The organism is Leptolyngbya sp. BL0902 (genome assembly GCF_016403105.1).
Lineage (GTDB): Bacteria > Cyanobacteriota > Cyanobacteriia > Phormidesmidales > Phormidesmidaceae > Nodosilinea.
Map to the genome: position 1 here is coordinate 1,164,144 of NZ_CP046155.1, position 21,466 is coordinate 1,185,609.

General features: G+C 54.0%; 18 protein-coding genes. 11 read left to right on the plus strand and 7 right to left on the minus strand.

Going from position 1 to position 21,466, the window contains the following annotated elements; all coding sequences use genetic code 11:
* Positions 1 to 200: 200 nt before the first annotated feature.
* The 3 genes from GFS31_RS05220 to GFS31_RS05230 all read left to right on the plus strand — a co-directional run bounded on the left by GFS31_RS05220 (position 201) and on the right by GFS31_RS05230 (position 2,889).
* Positions 201 to 566, plus strand: coding sequence for a hypothetical protein (locus tag GFS31_RS05220; protein ID WP_198807188.1), 366 nt, complete (start codon positions 201 to 203; stop codon positions 564 to 566).
* Between the two features lie 291 nt (positions 567 to 857).
* Positions 858 to 2,390: an AAA family ATPase gene (locus GFS31_RS05225; RefSeq protein ID WP_198807189.1), complete on the plus strand. Its 1,533-nt coding sequence runs from the start codon at positions 858 to 860 to the stop codon at positions 2,388 to 2,390.
* Positions 2,391 to 2,538: 148 nt separating this feature from the next.
* On the plus strand, positions 2,539 to 2,889 hold the full coding sequence (locus tag GFS31_RS05230; RefSeq protein ID WP_190492423.1) for a DUF1257 domain-containing protein: 351 nt from the start codon (positions 2,539 to 2,541) through the stop codon (positions 2,887 to 2,889).
* Positions 2,890 to 3,077: 188 nt separating this feature from the next.
* On the opposite strand, the gene GFS31_RS05235 is transcribed toward GFS31_RS05230, so the two are convergent.
* A complete protein-coding gene (locus GFS31_RS05235) occupies positions 3,078 to 4,265 on the minus strand; it encodes a transposase (RefSeq protein ID WP_198804897.1) in 1,188 nt (395 codons plus the stop codon).
* A gap of 489 nt (positions 4,266 to 4,754) precedes the next feature.
* On the opposite strand from GFS31_RS05235, the gene GFS31_RS05240 reads away from it, so the two are divergent.
* The 3 genes from GFS31_RS05240 (at position 4,755) to GFS31_RS05250 (ending at position 8,956) form a co-directional block, all read left to right on the plus strand.
* Positions 4,755 to 6,146 (plus strand): NAD-dependent succinate-semialdehyde dehydrogenase, encoded by a 1,392-nt coding sequence (locus GFS31_RS05240; RefSeq protein ID WP_198807190.1) that lies wholly within the window; start codon positions 4,755 to 4,757, stop codon positions 6,144 to 6,146.
* A 142-nt stretch (positions 6,147 to 6,288) separates the two neighbouring features.
* Positions 6,289 to 7,926 carry an acetolactate synthase large subunit gene (locus GFS31_RS05245; protein WP_198807191.1) on the plus strand — a complete coding sequence of 546 codons (1,638 nt, stop codon included), beginning with the start codon at positions 6,289 to 6,291 and terminating at the stop codon, positions 7,924 to 7,926.
* A 31-nt stretch (positions 7,927 to 7,957) separates the two neighbouring features.
* On the plus strand, positions 7,958 to 8,956 hold the full coding sequence (locus tag GFS31_RS05250) for a pseudouridine synthase (protein ID WP_225907574.1): 999 nt from the start codon (positions 7,958 to 7,960) through the stop codon (positions 8,954 to 8,956).
* A 42-nt stretch (positions 8,957 to 8,998) separates the two neighbouring features.
* Here the strand turns inward: GFS31_RS05250 and GFS31_RS05255 are convergent, their stop codons facing one another.
* Complete coding sequence (locus tag GFS31_RS05255) at positions 8,999 to 9,340, minus strand: hypothetical protein (protein WP_198807192.1); 342 nt, start codon at positions 9,338 to 9,340, stop codon at positions 8,999 to 9,001.
* A gap of 203 nt (positions 9,341 to 9,543) precedes the next feature.
* Here GFS31_RS05255 and GFS31_RS05260 point away from each other — a divergent pair, with 203 nt between their 5' ends.
* From GFS31_RS05260 to GFS31_RS05270, 3 genes are all read left to right on the plus strand, one after another.
* The gene (locus tag GFS31_RS05260) at positions 9,544 to 9,753 is read left to right on the plus strand and encodes an RNA-binding S4 domain-containing protein (RefSeq protein ID WP_198807193.1); all 210 of its coding nucleotides are present in this window, start codon (positions 9,544 to 9,546) and stop codon (positions 9,751 to 9,753) included.
* Between the two features lie 166 nt (positions 9,754 to 9,919).
* Complete coding sequence (locus GFS31_RS05265; RefSeq protein ID WP_198807194.1) at positions 9,920 to 10,537, plus strand: cation transporter; 618 nt, start codon at positions 9,920 to 9,922, stop codon at positions 10,535 to 10,537.
* Positions 10,538 to 10,679: 142 nt separating this feature from the next.
* Positions 10,680 to 11,129: a DUF6918 family protein gene (locus GFS31_RS05270; protein WP_198807195.1), complete on the plus strand. Its 450-nt coding sequence runs from the start codon at positions 10,680 to 10,682 to the stop codon at positions 11,127 to 11,129.
* Positions 11,130 to 11,206: 77 nt separating this feature from the next.
* Here GFS31_RS05270 and GFS31_RS05275 read toward each other — a convergent pair whose 3' ends face one another.
* Positions 11,207 to 12,931, minus strand: coding sequence for a helicase HerA domain-containing protein (locus GFS31_RS05275; RefSeq protein ID WP_198807196.1), 1,725 nt, complete (start codon positions 12,929 to 12,931; stop codon positions 11,207 to 11,209).
* Positions 12,932 to 13,157: 226 nt separating this feature from the next.
* Between GFS31_RS05275 and GFS31_RS05280 the strand changes: the two genes are divergently transcribed.
* On the plus strand, positions 13,158 to 16,433 hold the full coding sequence (locus GFS31_RS05280; protein WP_198807197.1) for a PAS domain S-box protein: 3,276 nt from the start codon (positions 13,158 to 13,160) through the stop codon (positions 16,431 to 16,433).
* Positions 16,434 to 16,760: 327 nt separating this feature from the next.
* On the opposite strand, the gene GFS31_RS05285 is transcribed toward GFS31_RS05280, so the two are convergent.
* The 4 genes from GFS31_RS05285 to GFS31_RS05300 form a co-directional block, all read right to left on the minus strand.
* Positions 16,761 to 17,822 (minus strand): sirohydrochlorin chelatase, encoded by a 1,062-nt coding sequence (locus tag GFS31_RS05285; protein ID WP_198807198.1) that lies wholly within the window; start codon positions 17,820 to 17,822, stop codon positions 16,761 to 16,763.
* A 168-nt stretch (positions 17,823 to 17,990) separates the two neighbouring features.
* Positions 17,991 to 18,317 carry a type II toxin-antitoxin system PemK/MazF family toxin gene (locus GFS31_RS05290; RefSeq protein WP_198807199.1) on the minus strand — a complete coding sequence of 109 codons (327 nt, stop codon included), beginning with the start codon at positions 18,315 to 18,317 and terminating at the stop codon, positions 17,991 to 17,993.
* Positions 18,298 to 18,525, minus strand: a complete 228-nt coding sequence (locus GFS31_RS05295; RefSeq protein WP_198807200.1) for a hypothetical protein — start codon at positions 18,523 to 18,525, stop codon at positions 18,298 to 18,300. Before GFS31_RS05295 ends, GFS31_RS05290 begins: the two co-directional genes overlap by 20 nt.
* 75 nt (positions 18,526 to 18,600) lie before the next feature.
* On the minus strand, positions 18,601 to 19,395 hold the full coding sequence (locus GFS31_RS05300; RefSeq protein WP_198808049.1) for a DUF2993 domain-containing protein: 795 nt from the start codon (positions 19,393 to 19,395) through the stop codon (positions 18,601 to 18,603).
* A gap of 396 nt (positions 19,396 to 19,791) precedes the next feature.
* On the opposite strand from GFS31_RS05300, the gene metG reads away from it, so the two are divergent.
* A complete protein-coding gene (gene metG, locus GFS31_RS05305) occupies positions 19,792 to 21,384 on the plus strand; it encodes a methionine--tRNA ligase (protein WP_198807201.1) in 1,593 nt (530 codons plus the stop codon).
* Positions 21,385 to 21,466: the final 82 nt, after the last annotated feature.

Consider the following 21,466-nt stretch of genomic DNA (forward strand, 5'->3'; position numbering starts at 1 on the left):
AATCCCCGTCACAGTGATGGATAGGAGCTTGAGTAACACCCTTGACAGGCCCACCAGGGGCACAAATGGCTTCATTGGTGTAACGAAATGTAAAGAAAATGACGTCATAACGTTAAGCTGGCTTGACAGCATCGGGAGGCCGTCGCTAAGGTAGCTACATACCTGGGTCATCCCTACCTAGACCTCACTAAAAGCGCGTTATGGAAGAGCAAAAAGCGACCAAAGTTACCCTCTATCTACCGCCAGAACTGCATCGTCAACTGCGGATTCGCTCCGCCGTTGAGGGAGAAGCAATGTCTTCCATTGCCAAACGCGCCCTTGATTTCTACCTCGCCCATTCTGAATTGGTGGATGAAGGTCTTGAGGTAGCCCACGGACATTCTCACCAGGTCTACGACTGCCCTAGTTGTTCAACGGCGGTGGTCGTGCGAGAAGGGGAACTGGTGGAGTTAGCTCGCATGGCCGCTTTGTCGGCATCCAGCAGCGCAACCCTCGACGATGCTGATCTCCCTGAAATGGTGGGTGCCCCAGGGCAGCGAGGTGAAGGCGAACTAGTCGTTTGCTAAAGCCAACTCTTTTTTGCTTGGATTGTTGTTTGGAACTCTCTCGAAAAGTGGCCTAATGCTTTGGCTGCTTAGCTTCTAGCAACCCTGCTGCTGTTTAAAGAAAAAGAGGTTAAGGTTAAGAAAACTAACAAGTAATTGAAAATAGTGTTGTCTTAAAAACAGAATCAAAAAACGGATTCGGTTACTTCTAAGAGACGGATTATTCCACCAGAAAAGCTGACGTCGTTAATGATTCGTTAACTGCCCCCTAGGGTAGCTGTTGCGTCCCTCACCCTCAAACAGGTATCGGCCATGAAAGAGGATTTAAATGTACTTATACAAGCCCAATATCCTCTGATCTACTTGGTCACGTTTGAGGAAGAGCGGGCAGAACAAACCATCGCCACCGTGGCTCGCCGCTTGGCCCATGAGCAGAATATCAAGAATCCCCTCAAGCTCTACACCTGGACGATGACCCGTGGCATGGTGGAGTATGGTAACTCTGGCTCTGGTAGTCAGCACAACAACACCGTTTCTCCCGAAGCTGCTGTGGAATGGGTGATTCGTCAGCGGGAACCGGGCATCTTCATCTTCAAAGATTTACATCCCTTCAAGGACTCTCCAGCGGTGACGCGCTGTTTGCGGGATGCCATCATCGCCCTGAAAGGAACCTCTAAAACCATCGTGCTGATGTCTCCGGTTCAGGAAGTCCCCATCGAACTGGAAAAAGAAGTGGTGGTTCTAGATTTCCCCATGCCCGACATGGTGGAACTGGATGAAGTGCTTTCTACCGAACTAAATCGGGCCAGAAATGGCAGCATCACCACCGAAGACCGAGAAAAGCTGCTTAAAGCGGCCCTAGGATTAACCCGCGATGAGGCCGAAAAGGTCTACCGCAAAGCGCGGGTGATGGCGAAGAAACTCACGGCAGAGGAAGTGGAAATTGTCCTCTCCGAAAAGAAGCAGCTCATCCGTCGCAACGGCATCCTAGAATTTATGGATGTGGATGAAACCATTGACTCTGTGGGTGGCTTAGAAGAGCTAAAGCATTGGCTGTATCAGCGTTCCGATGCCTTCACCGAACGGGCGCGGGAATACGGTTTGCCTCAGCCCAAGGGGATGCTGATTTTGGGGGTTCCTGGTTGTGGTAAATCCCTAATTGCCAAAACCACTTCCCGACTCTGGGGTTTGCCCCTGCTGCGATTGGATTTGGGCCGGGTTTACGATGGCTCCACCGTAGGCCGTTCGGAAGCCAATTTACGCAACGCTCTGCGTACCGCTGAATCCATTTCTCCCGCGATTTTGTTCATCGATGAAATCGACAAAGCCTTTGCCGGAGCGGGTGGTTCTTCAGATTCTGATGGTGGTACCTCTAGCCGGATCTTTGGCACTTTCTTAACCTGGATGCAGGAGAAAACCTCTCCGGTATTTGTGATGGCTACGGCCAACCGAGTGGAGCGTTTACCTGGGGAATTCCTACGGAAAGGGCGCTTCGATGAAATCTTCTTCGTAGACCTACCCAACGCCGAAGAACGCAAAGATATTTTCCAAATCCATCTGCAAAAGCGGCGGCGCGACATTGACCGCTTTGACCTCGATCAACTTACCAAGGTCTGTGATGGATTTTCGGGCGCAGAAATTGAGCAGGGCTTGATTTCTGCTATGTATGAAGCCTTTGCCCAAGGACGAGAGTTCACTCAGCTCGATATCATTGCCGCCATTCGAGCCACGTTACCGCTGTCAAAAACCATGAGTGAACAAGTGACCGCCCTGCGCGATTGGGCGCGTCAACGAGCTCGTCCGGCAGCAGCCTCCGTCGCTGAATATCAGCGGATGGAGTTCTAAAAGCTTTCCTCCCGGCTGCGGCTGGGGGAAGGGCTAGCGGTTTTTCGCTAGCAGTCCGTAGCCAGAAAACCTGCCTAGGCGATCTGGTGTCGTTACCTCTCAAAACCTCGTTGTTGTCTCTCTCAATTCCCCTACAGGAGGAAATCCTATGTCTCACTTCAGCACCCTTCGCACCAAAGTGACCGATGCTGAAATCCTCAAGCAGTCTCTCTCTGACTTGGGTATTGCTACCAAAACCGAGGCTGATGTTCGCGGTTACAATGGCCAGCGCGTCCGCGCCGACCTTGTCGCCGTTCTCGATGGTGAATACGATCTGGGCTGGTCTCGCAATGCCGATGGCTCCTTCGATCTGATCGCGGATCTGTGGGGTGTGGCCAAAAAGCACAACCAAACCGAACTAATCAACGCCATCAACCAAAAGTACGCTGTCAACAAAACCCTGGCTGAGGTGAAGCGCCCTGGCCTGCAAAACGCCAACGTGAAGCTGGTACTTCAGTAAGCACCAGTCTACCGTCTACGCGTTCCCTAAGAGTGGGTGGGCTAGCCAGTCTAGTCCACCCATTTTTTACGGACAGAGTGCCCTGGTGCAGCTAAATATCTAGAACAATTAGGATCAACTTTGGCACAGAACAGGAAACCAATCAGGCCCTAGTCCAAGAGCCCAATGGCTGACTGCCTGACACATCTTTATGCGGCCTCCCAAGGGGGTAGCTGACAGCGCATGGACTGGATCCTAGAGAACCAGATGCGGTCATAATATCGGGCTTCTGCCTTTTTAGATGCAAAACAGGGATCTGGGTCAACGGTCAATAGGGGGATGGGGTTGAGCAACGGACGCCCTTTGTTGACCACCCCTCTAAGCCAGCGGAGGCCGATTTTGAGATAGCTGATGCCCCGTGTCCAATGAGGGTCAACCTGAGAGCGGAGACCGTCGAGTTGAGCGGCCATGCCCTGGGTGGTGCCATAGAGGATGGCGACTGCCGCGACGAGGTAGAGACGTTCGAGGGCTTGGGCGGAGCGGATGCCGGAAGATTCGAGGGCAAAGGCCCCGGATTTTGAATCGAGGAACAGTTCCTCAACTCGGAACCTGAGGGCATATTGCCACAGGGTATTGAGGGTCGGCGGCTCATCGGTGATGACCGCCCAGGGCTCCTTAACGCCTTTGACGTTAGCCAGAACCAGGTTGCAGCGCCAGCGCCCATCGGCCCACAGGCCAATGCCCTCATAGAAACGAACTTCGCCCTTGGGGGGCCACAGAACACCTACCTCAATCGGCTGACGGCGGGGGCCATGCACCACCACATCACTGGGCAAGCGTAAAGCATAGTGCCATCGACTGTCGCTGAGCCACGCCAGCAGGTCATGGTTGGCAAACCCTCGGTCGGCTAACAGCATCACATCGGGATAAGCCTGCAACAGTCGATGGGCTAAGCGCAGCATCGGCAAATACCGTTGGGCACTGACCGTGGCACTAGGATGCTCTAACACCCGCCACAGCAGGGGCACCGCCCGCCCACAACAGGTCACGGACAGGTGAATCATGCAATACCGATTCCACAGCACCGTCGTATCGAGGGCTAGGTAGAGTCGCCGTCCTTTCCACCGATGAATCGCCGCTAACGCCAAGGGCACGTACAGACTTTTAATCCGCACCCGGTGATTGCTCATAAACCGTTGCCATCGTCGTTCGGTGCTTTGCGCTTGGCGGGCGCGACTGGGAACATAGGCCTCCCACTCCGGCAGGCTCAACCGACCACTGCACACCAGCGCCGTCACCATCCACGCCAGCGCTTTGAGGTGCCGTAAATCCCGACGATGGCTATATTGACGCAGCAAGGACAGCACTTGATCATAGAGACAGGTGGTGGATGACATGGCAAAGACCCTGAAATACGCAAATTCCAGCGTCTCATGTCACCTCACCTTTTCCCCTCCCACCACGAGGTTTCAAGCCTTTCACCCACTTCTGTCAGGCAGTCAGGCCCAATGGTCGCTAGGGCAATAGATCTGAAGTTGTATACAAAATATCAATAGGTCGAAAAATCGTAAATTCTCTGTAATTTTCGTCATCATTGCTTAACACGAGTTGGTAAAGTCCCGATCTACGATGGACAGGAGGAAACGGTGTTTTTAGACACAATTTTCTCAGGCATCGTTTTTTTGTAAGACACACGAGAGGTTGACGGCTAAACATTGAACGAACCAGGCAGAACCCGCCAACGGTGGCGCTGCCGGGGCCAAGTCTTGGGGAATTTCCCCTGTTGTCTGTTGGGTCTGGATGTGCTGCGGTGGGTCGTCGATGGTCGGGGAATCGTTCCATGCCGGGTTGCCGACTTCACCACGCACTACTTCAGAGGTCGAAGTATGGGAATTGCCAGCATTAATCCAACCACCGGAGTCACCATTCAAGTTTTTGACGAGATTAGCGAGGCTGACCTGGAGGCCAAGTTGGCCCAGGCGGCGGAAACGTTTTTGACCTACCGTCACACATCCTTTGACCAGCGGGCCGAATGGATGCAGGCAGCGGCTACGGTCTTGGAAAGAAACAAGCAGGCTTACGCCAAGCTGATGACCCTGGAAATGGGTAAGCCATTGGCCTCAGCGGTGGCCGAGGTGGAAAAAAGCGCCTGGGTCTGTCGGTTCTATGCCGATCACGCCGAGGACTTTTTGGCCGACGTGCCCGCCAGCACCGATGCCAGCCGCAGCCTGGTGCGCTATCAGCCCTTGGGGGCCATTTTGGCGGTGATGCCGTGGAATTTCCCCTTTTGGCAGGTGTTTCGCTTTGCGGCTCCGGCCTTGATGGCGGGGAATGTGGGCCTGTTGAAGCACGCCTCCAATGTGCCCCAGTGCGCCCTGGCCATTGAGGAGGTGTTCCAAAAGGCGGGATTCCCCACCGGGGCGTTCCAAACCTTGCTGATGGGGGCATCTCGGATTGCGGACTTAGTGGCCGATGACCGGATTAAAGCCGCTGCCTTGACTGGGAGTGAACCTGCTGGAGCGAGTCTCGCCTCGGCCTGTGGTCGCCAGATTAAAAAGACCGTCCTGGAATTGGGGGGCACCGATCCCTTTGTGGTGATGCCCAGCGCCGATTTGGATGAAGCCATTGCCGCCGCTGCCACCGCCCGGATGTTGAACAATGGCCAGTCCTGCATTGCGGCTAAGCGGTTCCTGGTTCACGAAGCCATTGCCGATGCCTTTGAAGCGGGCCTGCGGGATAAATTTGCGGCCCTGACCGTGGGCGACCCGATGGCGGAGGGCGTCACCGTGGGGCCATTGGCGACCCCCTCGATTTGCGAGGAACTGGAGCAACAGGTGAACGCTTGTCTAGACCAGGGGGCCACGGCGTTGATTGGCGGCGATGTGGCGGCGTTGAAAGCCACCTTACCCGCCGAGTTTCAAACAGGCAACTGGTTTCCGCCCACGATTTTGACCCAAATCCCCCCCGGTACCCCCGCTGACCAGGAGGAATTCTTTGGCCCCGTGGCCCTGGTGTTTCGGGTATCCAGCTTGGACGAGGCCATCCAGATCGCCAACTCCACTCCCTTGGGGTTGGGGGCCAGCGGATGGAGCCAGGCTCCTGCCGAGCAGGAGCGGATGATCAACGAACTAGAGGCGGGGGCGGTGTTTATCAACAGCTTTGTCAAATCCGACCCCCGTTTGCCCTTTGGCGGCATCAAACGATCCGGCTATGGGCGTGAACTGGGGCGGGAGGGCATCCTGGAATTCGTCAATACCAAAACGGTTTGGGTGAAGTGAGTTTGGCCCTCACCCTAGCCCTCTCCCCGTGGGAGAGGGAACCGGAAGGATGGATCGGCCCCCCTCTCCCCCCTGGGAGAGGGGCGGGGGGTGAGGGCTTCCGAAATCAGCGCAATTGTCCGAAAACAAAACATGAGGGGCTATGAATACTGCGGAATTGTTGGTTCAGTGTTTGGAAAATGAGGGTGTGGAGTACATTTTTGGCCTGCCGGGGGAGGAAAATCTCCAGCTTTTGCAAGCCCTGCGGCGGTCGTCGATTCAGTTCATTACCACCCGCCACGAGCAGGGGGCAGCGTTTATGGCCGATGTCTACGGACGGCTGACCGGGAAGGCGGGGGTGTGCCTGTCTACCCTGGGGCCTGGGGCGACGAACCTGATGACCGGGGTGGCCGATGCCACGCTGGATCGGGCTCCGCTGGTGGCGATTACGGGCCAGGTGGGTACTGACCGGATGCACATTGAGTCGCACCAGTACCTCGACCTCGTGGCGATGTTTGCCCCGGTGACGAAGTGGAACGCCCAAATTGTGCGGCCCAGCAACACGCCGGAGATCGTCCGCAAAGCTTTCAAACTGGCCCAGACCGAAAAGCCCGGTGCCGTCCACATTGACCTACCGGAAAACATCGCCGAAATGGATGTGGAAGGCTTGCCTCTGCGGAAGGACAGCCAAGAGAAAACCTACGCCTCCCTCCAGAGCATTCAGCAGGCGGCGGTGGCGATTTCCCAGGCCAGCAACCCGATGATTTTGGTGGGCAATGGGGCGATCCGGTCTCGCTCCAGCGAAGCCCTGACGGAGTTTGCCACCCAGCTCAATATTCCTGTGGCCAACACCTTCATGGGCAAGGGCGTGATTCCCTACACCCATCCCCTGGCCCTGTGGACCTTTGGTCTCCAACAGCGGGACTTTATCGCCTGCGCCATGGAAGCGGCGGACTTAATCATCGCCGTGGGCTACGACCTGGTGGAATATTCCCCCAAACGCTGGAACCCCGATGGCAAGCTGCCGATTCTGCACATCAACCTCACCCACGCCGAGGTAGACAGCAGCTACATCCCCAAGGTGGAGGTGATTGGCGATATTTCTGATTCTCTGCACGAAATTTTGCAGCGGGTGAAGCGGCAGGATCATCCTGAACCTGCGGCCCTCAAAGTCCGCGACGAAATCCGGGCCGATTACGAGCAGTACGCCGACGACTACGGCTTTCCGGTCAAGCCCCAAAAGCTGATCTACGACCTGCGCCAAGTCCTCGGCCCCGACGACATCGTGATCTCCGATGTGGGTGCCCACAAAATGTGGATGGCCCGCAACTACCACTGCCTGCGGCCCAACACCTGCCTGATTTCCAACGGGTTCGCGGCCATGGGCATCGCTATTCCCGGTGGGCTGGCGGCCAAGCTGGTGCATCCCAACCGCAAGGTGGTGGCGGTGACGGGGGACGGCGGTTTTATGATGAACTGCCAAGAACTGGAAACGGCCCTGCGGATTGGCACCGCCTTTGTCACCATCATCTTCAACGACGGCGGCTACGGCCTGATCGAGTGGAAGCAGATGAACTACTATGGCGAGTCAGCCTATATCCACTTCAGCAACCCTGATTTCGTCAAGCTGGCGGAAAGCATGGGGCTGAAGGGCTATCGGGTGGAATCCACCGAAGACCTGATTCCCACCCTGAAGATGGCCCTGGAAGACAATGTCCCCGCCGTGATCGACTGTCCGGTGGACTATCGGGAAAACCTGCTATTTAGCCAAAAAACTAAGGATCTGAGCTGTCTAATCTAACCTAGAAGATGTCAAACCTAGGTCAAGATCGATGGCCATGATCACCCACGGCACCCAATCCGGCCTAAACCAAGGCTGGACATACCGAGACCGAATTACGGTGGCCCAGGCTGGGGTTTCCGTTGTGGCCTACTATGCCGACCGCTATCGCCATTCCAGCCGGGAGGAATGGGCACAACGGTTGGCGGCGGGGCAGCTTTACCGCAATGGGCAGGCTCTTCAACGGGATGCGGTACTGGCTCCTGGGGATCACCTGGAGTACCACCGCCCTCCCTGGGTGGAGCCCTCGGTGCCGCTGGATTTCGACGTAATCTACGAAGATGCCGACCTGCTGGTCATTGTAAAACCCGCCGGGTTGCCCGTGCTGCCCGGTGGGCCATTTCTCACCCATACCCTGCTGCATCAACTGCGCCACCGCTATCCCGATGAGACGCCCTACCCGGTTCATCGTTTGGGGCGGGGAACGTCTGGGCTGATGCTGCTGGCCCGGTCGCCCCTGGCTCGGTCGGTGCTAAGCCAACAACTACGGCAGGACACCGCCACTGCCGAGGATCCCCAAGCACCCCACCACATTGTCAAAACCTATCGTGCCCTAGCGGAACCCGGAGACTTGCCGAATCGCTTCACCCTGACCACCCCCATCGGCCCGGTGGATCATCCCTGGCTGGGCCAAGTCTATGCCGCTAGCCCCGATGGACGCTTTGCCCTCAGCCATGGCCAGGTGATTCAGCGATCTCCCACCGCCAACCTGGTTGAGGTCACAATCCGCACGGGACGCCCCCACCAAATCCGCATTCACCTAGCGGCGGCGGGCTATCCGCTCTTGGGCGATCCCCTCTACGGCGTAGGCGGACACCCAAAAATCCGTAGCGTTCCCGACCAGAGAATTCCCGTCCCTGGGGATTTGGGCTACTGGCTCCAGGCCCATCACCTCACCTTGGCCCATCCCCGCACCCAAGCTCCCATGGCGTTCACCTGTCCGCTGCCTATGCCGGAGCCGGAAGCCGTCGTTGTTAGGCCATTGCCCTAGAAAAAAGAGGGTGACTAGGAGGGAGTTTAGGGAGACTGATGACTAGGAGGGAGACTGTCGCCAACGCCAGCGCTGATCAAGCAGGGTTTGGCTAAGCACCCGCAGCGGCTCGTTGGTTTCTCCAGAAAACAGGGCGAAATCTACTGGCCCCCAGGTTTGTTCGGCCTGTTCGGCCAAATCTAGCAGGGCGGGGTCATCCAAAGAAATGCGGTGATTCAGCCGTAGGGTGACGAGCGGGAGACCGTTGTGGCCCGCCCCAGAAACCAGCCCCCAATCGTACTGATCGAGCAGAGACTGAAGGACTTCACCGGAAGCCGACCGAAAGGACTCTAGTTGTTGCTGCTTCTGCTGAAGCTCTTGCAGGAGTTGGTGATCGGTTAGCATCGTACTCCTCTGCCCAATGACTATGTTGACCCTACCATGAGTGTAAAGGGCGGCTGGAGGTCTAGAGATAAAGACTTTCTGTTGCTATTGTGCCCTAGCCCATTGGAATCTGCCATGATCAGCAGCATCGTGCTGAGCCCATTGCCGCGAGAATGCGGATAACTTTGTAGACTTAGCGATTGTTCGTGATTCCCCATCAGCCTATGTCTTCCTTTGACCACATCAAGCTCGATCAGTTCCTCAAGCAAATGCAGGTGGTAGCCAGTGGTGGCCAAGCCAAGGTCATGGTGCAGGGGGGAGAAGTCCAGGTCAACGGCGAGGTGGAGATCCGCCGGGGCCGTAAGTTGGTTAACGGCGACCGGGTGGAGGTGGCCGGGGAGGTTTTTACAGTAGATCTACAAGGGTTACTTTAGGGATTACTTTAGGGGTTACTTTAAGGCGACCTCCAGGTTGCATGGGGGCGAATCGGGAAAGCTTTGGGGGGAAATCCAGCGCTGCACCGTACCCTCATGCGTCCATGGATCCGCGAATCCAATGCTGAATCTAGATACGCTCTAGACACTATGAGGAAAGCAAGCAATGGCCGACTGTGGATGTCACGTGGAGGCGCAAACCGCTGCCCAGCGACGGGTGCTGGTGTGGCTGTTGCTGATTAACGCCACCATGTTTGTAGCCGAGGGCCTGGTGGGCTGGTGGGCACAATCCACCGCCCTAACTGCGGATGCGCTGGATATGCTAGCCGATGCCACCGTCTACGGCATTTCACTCTATGCGGTGGGGCGGAACCAGAGCCACAAACGGCGGGCAGCAAGGCTGAGCGGCTATTTCCAGATCGCCCTCGCAGCGGTGGTGCTAGGGGATGTTCTGCGTCGATTTTGGGTGGGCAGCGATCCTCAGTCGGTGCTGATGGCGGTTGCGGGGGCAGTGGCCTTGGTGGCCAATGTGGTTTGCCTGGTGCTGATTGCCCGTCACCGCCAAGGGGAAATTCACATGCGGGCCAGCTGGATCTTCTCGCGCAACGATGTGTTGGCCAACCTGGGGGTTATCCTCGCAGCGGGGCTGGTGGCTTGGTGGCAATCCCCTTGGCCCGACTTAGTCATTGGGCTGGCAATTACTCTGCTGGTGCTGTGGGGGGGCTTCACCATCCTCAAAGAGACGACCCTAGCCCCTGATGCCAAGTCCCCCAAGTCTCCCTAGTCCCCCTATCCTGGGCTGTCCATAGCCATGGTTCTACACAGCATTCTTAAATTGCTGCTGGAATTTACCGAAGAATTTACCCAAACGTCCGGCCTTAACCGGAACAATGGGGACGAGAGTTTTACCATCACGGAGTATCGCCATGGGCCTGCCCAATTTGCTACAGAACGACGCTACCCGCATCAGCCTGATCCACGCCTGTGCTGACTTGATTGATACCCAGGTCTCCAGCAAGGGAGGTCTGGGTGGCATGGCCCTCAAGGCGGCCTATGGGGTGGTGAAGGGAATCGGGCCAGACTATGTACCGGGGGCCGTCGAGCGATTGTTGCCATCGGTTTTGACCGCATTGGATCCCCTCTGGAGTGAGGGGGTATCCACCGGAGACCCTGCCGCCTACCTCCAGGAACAAAGCACCCGTACCGCCGATAGTCTGCTCAGCGTCACTGATGCCCGCATTGCCAACAGCAGCAATGGCCTGATCAAAACCACCTACCAACGGCTGCGCCAGTCCGTAAAGGGCGATGTGGAGGCAGCGGTACCCGGTTTGGCCAAAATTTTGGCCACCCATGCTGTCCAAGCCTTGCCCCAGTAAGAGCGCAGCAAATCTCAAGTCCACGCTTTGAGTTCTCCAGCTCTCGCCCCCGACCCCTCTCCCATCAGGGAAAGGCTTTACAGTCCCAAATCGGCCCTGGCTTGGGCGGCAGCAGGCAGCACTAAATCATCGGGTAAGTCTTCCCAGGCGGTTTGCCCCACTTGGGCATAAAAGGTGCTGTCGTAGGGACGGGTACGAACCACGACGGGCATGGGCACCGCATGGCCAAGGATCAGCGCCTGTTGTTTAGAGTCCAACTTAGCGAGAACAGAGCGCAAATTTTGACCGCCAGAAACCCCGGTAAAGATAGCGTCAATGTCCTTTTCGTCGTTGAGCAGGGCAGTGATGCGGGTGCCAATTTGGGACATCACTTCGTTGTCAATGCCGGAGGGCCGCTGATCCACCACTAATAGGGTAACAAAGTACTTCCGCATCTCCCGCGCAATGGTGCCAAAAATGGTTTGTTTGGCGGTGGCAGGGTCGAGGAAACGATGGGCTTCTTCGATGGTAATCATCAGTTGACGAGGACGATCTACCGGGTTTTTGGTCTGCAAAAATCGGTCGGCCTTATGGACATAGCTGGCATGGATTCGCCGCGCAATCACATTAGTCGCCAGCATATAGGCCAGCATTGTAGACTGGGAGCCAAATTCTACAACGACATGCTGCCCTTCGTCTAATGCGGCCAGAATCTTGTTGACATAATTCGTTGTGCTGGTATTTCGTAAATACTTCAAATCTGCTAGACGAGTTAGTTTTCGTTGCAGGGCCATAATGGAAGACTTGCTGCCCATTTTGGTTTCGCAAAACTCCTGGATTTCCTCATTCGTCATCATCAATAGACGGTTAATCCAAGACTTGCCAAACTCGTTACGGAGGATAATCGCGTTTTCTAAACTCGCCTCAGAAAGGTTGAGTTCTCCTCGCACCAAGGCTAAATCTTCTACATCAATTTGGTCAAAGCCGATAAATAATTCCTGGGCATCGTTTACTCCTCGGCGCTGGGTAGAGTCTGGATCGAGGGTAAAGATTTGCACTTGTCCAGGAAACAGTTGTCGTAGCCCTTTGACTGTACTAAAGTGCTTGCCCTCGCTAACGGCCTCCCAACCGTATTCTGAGTGCATGTCAAAAATGAGGTTAACCGCCGCTCCCCGCTGGATGGTACCCGCTAAGAGCAGCCTGGTCAGAAAGGACTTTCCAGTACCCGATTTACCAAAAATACCGTTGCTGCGCTCCACAAATCGATCTAAATCTAAACAAACAGGCACCTCCATATCAATCGGCTGACCAATGGCAAAATTACGCCGATGGGGATCATCCTCCCAACCAAAAATGATCCGAAAATCCCGCTTGCTGGCTTCGTAGACCTGGCTAAAGTGGGCTGGAATGGTCTTCACCGGGAGCAGATCGACCTCTGCACTGCTCTGCGCCACATAGCTGCCCCCGCCATCCTGGACAGCATTATTTCGGCCTCTGCTTCCTGATCCCTGTTCCCTAGTTCGTGTGTCCTCCGTAAACATCAGCATAGGAATTAAGCTCAAGGTTCCGTAGGTACCCGTACCCGCCAACACCTCCTGCAAAAAGAGATTTTCCGGTTCTGGGGGATGGGCCAAGATTCGCTGACTTCCTGTCCCCAAGGCCACGTCGGTCAGCATACAAAAGAACTGAGATCGCCGTCCCCGCACCACCAAAAACTTACCCACCCGCATCTCCTCCACCGAAATATCAGGATGCAGGCGGATTTCAAGCCCTTGACTAAGGGAGCCTTGAATGACCGAACCGAGGGGATGGGGTGTCGTCATAACAGATTTTGTTTAGTACAAGAATACCTCAGTTCACGAAACTTGCCTAGTCCGTGGTTCTAAACTCGTAGAATAACGGACTCAGTCTGCCCAGCCTATATGTCTCAATAGGTACAATAAAGATACAATCCTTAGCTGCATCTCAAACAGGTATTTTTTCAATCAAAATGCCTGTATAACTACCCCAAAGTTACTCAAAGCTGAAATCTTAGTTCAAAGGTCAACGATGTCAGACCCCACTACAGCAGAGCTTCAGAGCCTTGAAAGCCGTTGGTTAGAAGAACTGCCTTCGAATCAGTCAATCCTCCAGCGGATTTTTGATGCTCTGCCCATTGCGACGGGTCTTTATCAGATTTTTCCCGAAGGGAGAATGCTGCACCTTAACCGAAGATTTACGGATCTCTTCGGCTATACTATCCGTGATCTCCCGCCCTTAGCGGAGTGGATTTCCCCAGCTCATCATGAGCCCGATCATTGTCAGCAACTGCAAAGCCAGTGGTCAGCCATGGTTCATCACATGCAGCAGACTCAGAAGCAGGTTGAACCCAAAGAATTTAAGGTTCTTTGCCAGGATGGTTATGCCAAAAATGTCTTGATTAGCCTTGCTCCTATCTACGACCTTGCCTTAATATCTTTTGTTGATATTACAGACTTTAAAGATCAGGAGAGGCAGCTAAATCTCGTTCAAGACGAATATCTTAAAATTCTTGAAAATGCTCCCATTGCCATTGCCAGTTACCTTGACTTAGAACCTGATCCTACGATCACGTTTATGAATAAGCGATTTCAAGAACTGTTTTCCTTCAATCAAAGCGAAATTTCTACCGTATCTAAATGGTTTGAACAAGCTTATCCTGATTCACAGTATCGCCATGAGGTATTTGTGAAATGGCATGATCTAATTGATCGACAACAAACTACTGGTAAAGTAGAGTATCTGCAATGCAAGGTCACGAATAAACGTAGTGAAGAATTAGAAATTCTATTTGGTGCGATCATCTCTGATGATCAAGTAATCGTGACGATGCAGGACTTGACGGAACTTAAAACCGTTGAGTCAGAACTAGATCAAGCTCGTGAAGCATTAGCTAAAACGGCTCTAGCCATTACTGAGGCGATCCCGGTAGGGACGTACACCATGGTAAAGCAGCCCGATCAACCTTTAGCGTACTTTTCCTTTATGAGTGAGCGGTTCCTTCAACTCACGGGATTAGAGCGTCAAGAAGCCGAGTCTGATCCGCTCAAGGGGTTTGCCTGCGTTCATCCAGAGGACTACGAGGCTTGGGTCGCCCTCAATGCAGAAGCATTTGCCCAAAAGAGACCTTTCTATGGTGAAACCCGAGTAGTCTTGGATGATGAAATTCGCTGGATTACGGCTGAGTCTATCCCTCGCGATCTACCCGATGGCACAACTGTATGGGAGGGCGTTTTAACAGATATTACTAAAACCAAACGCTATGAGGAAGAATTAAAGCAAGTTCACAACGAGCTTTCAAAGGCTAATCAACATTTAGAGGAGAAAGTCAACAAGCGTACGGCAGAGTTAGAGGCTAGTCGTTCTAAATTTCAGAGGCTTCTGGATGATATCGGAGATAAGTTTGTCGTGTTTAGTCACACAGACTCCATCATCACCTATGTGAGTAATGGTATTAGTCATATTTTTGGTATTAGTCCTGATGACATTATTGGAGAATCTTGGATAACTGCTATTCATTGGCATCCTGAAAGTCTCAAAATAGCCGAAATTGAATTAGCTAGGATGATTGCTCGCCGTAGTGATCTTCAGTTAGAGCTCTCCTTTACTCGACCGGATGGAGTACCAAAAACAGTTAGCGTTTTACAACATGGAGTTTGGGATCAATCTGGTAATTTAGTTGCGGTTGATGGCTTAGTTGAAGATATCACTGAACGAAAGAAGGCACTATCGGCCTTAGAAGCTAGCGAAGCTAAATATCGCAGCTTTATCGAAACAGCCAATGATATTATCTATAGTATTAATCCAGAAGGATATTTTATCTATCTGTCTCCCAACGTGGAAGACATTCTTGGGTTTTACCCAGAGGAATTACAAGGACTTCCTTTTGTAGAAGTCTTACATCCCGATGATGCCGATCACTGTCAGCAGTTTTTCAATGCTGTCATTAGCGGTGAGAGGAAACGAGGCTTAGAATATCGTGTGAAGCATAAGGATGGCTCTTGGCGCTGGCATACTAGCAGTGCTTTCCCTCAGGTAAATGAGCAGGGGGAGGTCGTGGCCTTCATGGGTTTTGGTTACGATACAACAGAACGAAAAATTGCGGACTTAAAACAGCAGGAACTCAACCAAGCGCTCATTAAAGCTAATCGCCTCAAGGATGAGTTTTTGGCCATGATGAGTCATGAACTACGGACACCCCTCAACGCTATTTTAGGTATGGCAGAAAGTCTTCAAGAGAATGTTTTTGGCGACATCAACTCACGGCAAGAGCAGGCCATTAGAATTATCGAAAAAAGTGGCGATCATCTACTCTCACTGATTAACGATATTCTTGATATGGCCAAGATTGAAGCGGGGAAAATCGAGCTAGACCTACAGCCTGTGGCGGTTCATGCTCTCTGCGACTCTAGCTTGGCCCTAGTAGATTCCCAGGCTCAGAAAAAACAAATTCAGCTTAAGGTTACTCTTCCTTTTCACCTGCCTAAAATTTACGTCGATGAAGGTCGAATCCGTCAGGTATTATTAAACCTTCTCAATAATGCCGTGAAGTTCACCCCTGACCATGGCCAAGTTATCCTAGAGGTGATTTATCCTGCTACCAGTGAGGATCAGGATTCTAGTCAACTTCGCCTTGCCGTGAAGGATACGGGCATTGGCATCTCTGCTGAAGATATGGCGCGACTCTTTCAGCCCTTTGTACAAATTGACAGTACCCTTAGTCGTCAACATGAAGGTACAGGACTAGGCTTGGTGCTCGTGAAGAAAATTGTGGATCTCCACGGGGGCAAGGTGTCTGTGACTAGTGAAGTCGGAATCGGCAGTTGCTTTATGGTTGATCTTCCCATTACATCTCCCTCCCAAGACCTTGTCCCTTTGCCTTCTGAGGTTCAGATGCAATCCAAGACTATGGTGGAGAATCGACCTTCCCGGAAATTACCCCGAATTTTGATTGCTGAAGATAACCCAACCAACGTTCTTACGATGAAGAATTACCTGGAGGCTAAGGGATATCGCCTATTAATTGCGAACACTGGAGAAGAAGCTATTCAATTGGTGAATACCGCAAACCCTGACGTAGTAATTATGGATATTCAGATGCCCAAGCTAAACGGCATTGACGCCATTACTACCATCCGTGCTAACCCTGAGTTTCAGCACCTGCCGATTATCGCGTTAACGGCACTCGTGATGGAGGAAGATCGGGAAAAATGCCTTGCGGCGGGTGCTAATGAATACCTGCGTAAGCCCGTTCGTCTGAGGGCATTATGGGAGGCGATTGAGCATCTCTATCAGCCAGAAACCTGATTGATGCAACGCTGAAAAGCCTTTATTTCTTGTAGATTAGGTGGCACGATAGCCGAACCTAACTCGCCCGAAATTCTCGGTACCGTTGCCCCTATTGATCTTGAGAATTCCGAAAGCCTATTATCACTTCACTCTGGCGAGAAGCAAGCTACACCCCTAGCCCTTCTCCCTCAGGGTGAGAGCTAGCGGCGCACCTGGAAGCGGATAGCTTTCCCCTTGCCTGTTTGGCGTAACCCAAACTCCGGTGAATTTAGAAGACCTCAACCCTCCGCCAGGCAGATAGACAAGAGGAAACCTCTCCCATCGGCAAGGCTGCAATGGCTGAGTCTAGGGAACTTGCCATGCCCGCTGGTGATAATCCTCTGGCTGAGGGAAGAGATCTACGGGTTCGCCATGGTGGTGATGGCCGTGATCGTGGCCATGGCCGTGGGCGTGACCATGATCGTGGCTATGGCTGTGATCATGACCGTGACCGTGATCGTGGCCGTGGCTGGCACCCGCCCCCACAGCGGCGAGGCGAAATTTGCACATTTCGCAGTTCATCTGCACTTGGCCGAGCTGGGTTTCAATTTCGCGCTCTCGCAAAATTTGCATCAGCCGGGGGTGGCTCCCCATTTCAGGCAGGTAGGTGACGGTGATATCGGGATGTTGGGCCTGTTCTTGCTGGGTGATATCGACGATCTTTTTCACCAGCACCCCGGTAAACAGGAAATAGGGCAATACAATGATGCGCTTGGGCTGGTACAGACGGGCGCGGCGAAAGCCTTCCTCTAGGCGGGGGTGGGTGATGCCGATGAAGCAGATTTCGACGGTGTGGTAGCGGCTCCCTTCCCACAAAATTCGGGCCAGTTTATAGACATCGCCGTTGGCGTCGGGGTCGCTGGCTCCGCGTCCCACAAACAGCAGTACGGTGTCTTCGCGGGCAATGCCCTGGGGGTTAAAGGCGGGGGTATCCAGTTCCTCTAGGCGATCTTGCCAGAGGCGAATAATTTCGGGGGTGATGCCAAAGTGGCGACCATAGTGAAACGTGACCTGGGGATGGCGCAGGCGGGCACGGTCGAGCTCGTTGGTGACGTCAAACTTGTTGTGGCGGGCGGCAAACAGCAAAATGGGCAGCACCGAAATATCGGTATAGCCCTGGGCTACGCATTGATCCACCCCGTCCTGGATGGTGGGTTCCGTCAGTTCCAGAAAGCAGGGGATCACGGGACGGGAGGTATCCAACGCCTGGTAAGCGGCGGCGAACTCCAGCAGGCGATCCCTGCCATCGGTGTCGCGGCTACCGTGCCCCACCAACAACAGGGGACGCTTCATCGGCAGGGGCTCCCATGGGGCCAGGGCGGGCGGGGTAAAGTCCTCTGGGGCGGTAATGATGGGAGCGATGGCCATAGCTGCGGTGTCTGCCTCGATAAAACTCTAGCGAGATAAAAATCCCGTTGTTCGGTTATCTTAGCCCACTCCACCCCCCAGAACCATCCTGGGGGTAGGGATTGACTTACAAACAAATGCTCTGACTGCCCCATACGCCAAAGACTTTCGACCAATCGCCATAGATCCTCAAAATTGCAGGTTGATTTTTTCTTGCCAGGTCGCCCTAATCTGGGCTGCATCATCTGTTGTGATCTTCCCCATCTGGACGATCAGTAGTCGTTGTTCTAGACAATCCAGTCGAGAAAGGCGAACGGTAGAAGGAACCCGTAAACCGCCCTCCTCCCAGGCTTGTAAGGCCACATCGGTTGGGGTGCGCGGTGGGGCCGAGGTCACAGCCGCAACGACAGCATCAAAGCCATCGAGCCACAGCACCAAAACAGGCCGTTTCTTGGAGGCTTTGCCATTGGTAAAGGGAATATCAGCAAGCCAAAATTCACCCGCCGAGATGGTCATAAAGTCCCTCATCTTCAGCGGTGTAACTGTTTAGGAAAGCGCTATGGTCTCGTGGAGCCGTGGCGTCAGGTTCCGGGTTTAACACAGGCTCGATGGTGATTTTCCAGCGTCCAGCCCCCAGGGATGGCTTCCAGTCATCGGGAAACACGAAGGCTTCACCGGGCTGTAGCTCGATTTCGTAGGTGAGGTTGAGGAGTTGGCTTTTCATAGCGCAAAGAGCAGGGTGAGGCCGTGGCTTTTCCTTAAGGATAGGCGAAACCCTTGAACCGCTGGTCGGGGATGGCTAAGCCATGCCGGGGAAATGGTCAATTTGGGCGTAGCCGCTGAAGACTAGCTGATTGCCCTTGGTTTCCAGACGGTTGACCCGCAGCAGGACGCCATCGAGGTTAAAGCGCTCCAGATCCACCATGCGGTTGAGGACGGTGGCAAAGCCCTGAGTCAAAACGGCGGAGAGAGACTTGATCGTGTCGGGGATGCCGTCAGCCAAAAATTCGGCATTGGCGAAGATAATTCGTCGCCGCTTTTCCACGGTGATGGTGGCCGTGAGCTGGATGGGCACGTCTTTTTTATTGGGCAGGTCGGTTTTGGCGGCAATCGTCACCTGCTGATCGGGCTGGAGGGTGATGTGAATATCGCGGAAGGTGAGGGGTTCGCCGCCGGAGAGGTTGGTGAGCGCTTCGTCGTTCACCCCTTCCAGGTGTTGGCGCACCAGTTCGGCCCCAAAGGCGCGGTTAATGGCGTCTTCGGTGAGCACCACCTGGGCGATGGCCTGGGTGGGCTGGCGCAGGCGAATTTTGCCGCCGATGGCCGCCCCCACGTCAATGGCGACGGCATCGGTTTCAAACATCATTTCTTCGGTTTCAAACTCGTTGCGGATCACCAGTCCGCGTCCTTCCATGCGGAAGCTGTCTACGGTGCCCTGCAAGAGCTTGCTGGGGGGCGAACAACGCACCGCCACGTCGATGGAATCGCTACGGCTGAACATATGCCGAAGGGACTGCGTGACCACGGAATTGATCATCCGTTCGCCGAAATCATTCGCTGCGTTTGGCTGGAACCCGGTAAAGCCGCCGAACATAGAGGTTAATACCAACCCAACATCTCTACTTGTTGTAACAAAGTATGAAGCATTTCGACACCTCCATTCTAGCGGGGGATGGCCGAAACCCACGGATTATCCCCCTGAAAGCCATGGAAGTCTTCTATGGCCTGCATAGTTTAGGCACCCACAGCGCGGCCCAAAACGCAATGGTTAAATCTTCTGGGCGCTGGGGCAAAAGCGACCCAAACAGGGGCTACACTGTGGCCGACCTATCTAACCTTTCCTCCCTAAGATGTCTGATTAGTCAAGGAGTTCGGGTTCCTTGTATGATGGCCTTTTGGCGGTTTGAGTGCTTTTGCCTAGGGCAGGAGGATAATTACCGCCGAACCAGGGTTTTCAATTGCCCGAAGGCTAACCTTTACACACCGTTCTATGACCTTCACCGCTGCCCCCTTCGCCATCACCACCCCGCTCTACTACGTCAACGATTTGCCCCACATTGGCAGCGCCTACACCACCATCGCGGCGGACGTGGTCGCTCGGTTCCATCGCCTGACGGGGCGACCCGTGCTGATGATTACGGGCACCGATGAGCACGGCCAAAAAATCCTCCGCACCGCCGAAGAACGGGGTGTGTCGCCCCAGGATCACTGCGATCAAGTGGTCGCTGGGTTTGAAAGCCTGTGGCAGAAGTTAAATATCCAGTGGGATCGATTTATTCGCACCACGTCGCCCCGCCACGAGGTGATTGTGCGGGAGTTTTTTCAGCGGGTGTGGGACAAGGGAGACATTTACCAAGGCCAACAACAGGGCTGGTACTGCGTGTCCTGCGAAGAATTTAAAGAAGAGCGGGATTTGTTGGACGACCACCGCTGCCCCCTGCACCCCAATAAAACCGTGGAATGGCGGGACGAGCAAAACTATTTCTTTCGCCTCTCCAACTACCAGGAAAAACTGGAGCAACTCTACGCCGAACGGCCCGATTTCATCCAACCCGAAACCCGCCGCAATGAGGTCTTGAGCTTCGTCAAACGCGGCTTGCAAGACTTTTCCATTTCCCGCGTCAATTTGGATTGGGGCTTTCCCGTCCCCACCGATCCCGACCACACCCTCTACGTCTGGTTTGATGCCCTGTTAGGCTACGTCACGGCCCTCCAGGATGCCGATGAAGCCCCCAATTTAGAAGCCGCTGTCGCCCACTGGTGGCCGATCAACATTCACCTAATTGGCAAGGATATTCTGCGGTTCCATGCCGTGTATTGGCCCGCCATGCTGATGTCAGCGGAATTGCCCGTGCCGGGACGAGTCTTTGGCCATGGCTTTTTGACCAAAGACGGCCTAAAAATGGGAAAAAGCCTTGGCAATACCCTCGATCCCGTGGAGTTGGTCGATAAATATGGCTCTGACGCCGTTCGCTATTATTTCCTTCGCGAGATTGAATTCGGCAAGGATGGAGACTTTAATGAAACCCGATTTATCAACGTTCTCAATGCTGATTTGGCCAATGATTTAGGAAATCTGCTAAATCGCACCATTAAGATGGCGGCGCGTTATTGTGGAGGAAAGGTACCCCATGGGGAACCTATGTCTTTAACGGATGATCATCGGTTGAAGGGCATGGGAACAGGCTTGGGAGAAACCGTTGCCGAGGCCTATCAACAGTTGAAATTTAGTCAGGCTTGCAGCGCTATTTTGGCACTGGTGCAGGCGAGCAACAAGTTTCTAGACGAAGAAGCCCCCTGGAGCCTCTTTAAGCAGGGCAAACAGGCGGAGACGGAATCGGTACTCTACGCCGTGTTGGAATCGGTACGTTTAGCGGCCTACCTGCTTTCCCCCGTAGTGCCGGGGTTGAGTAATGAGATCTATCGGCAATTGGGCTACTCGGTGGACTTTAACCAGCGATCCATCGGGGATCAATTGGTCTACGGAGAACACGCCGCCTGGGGTACCTTGCCACCGGGTCAGCCCCTAGGAGAAGCCAAGCCCATTTTTCAGCGCATTGAGATGCCTGAAGCGACAGCTTAGGGCATGGCAACGACGCTGAATAGGATGGTCAAAATCGCCCCCAAACCTTCCCTGAATGCCCCCTTACAAGTCCCCTTAGGTA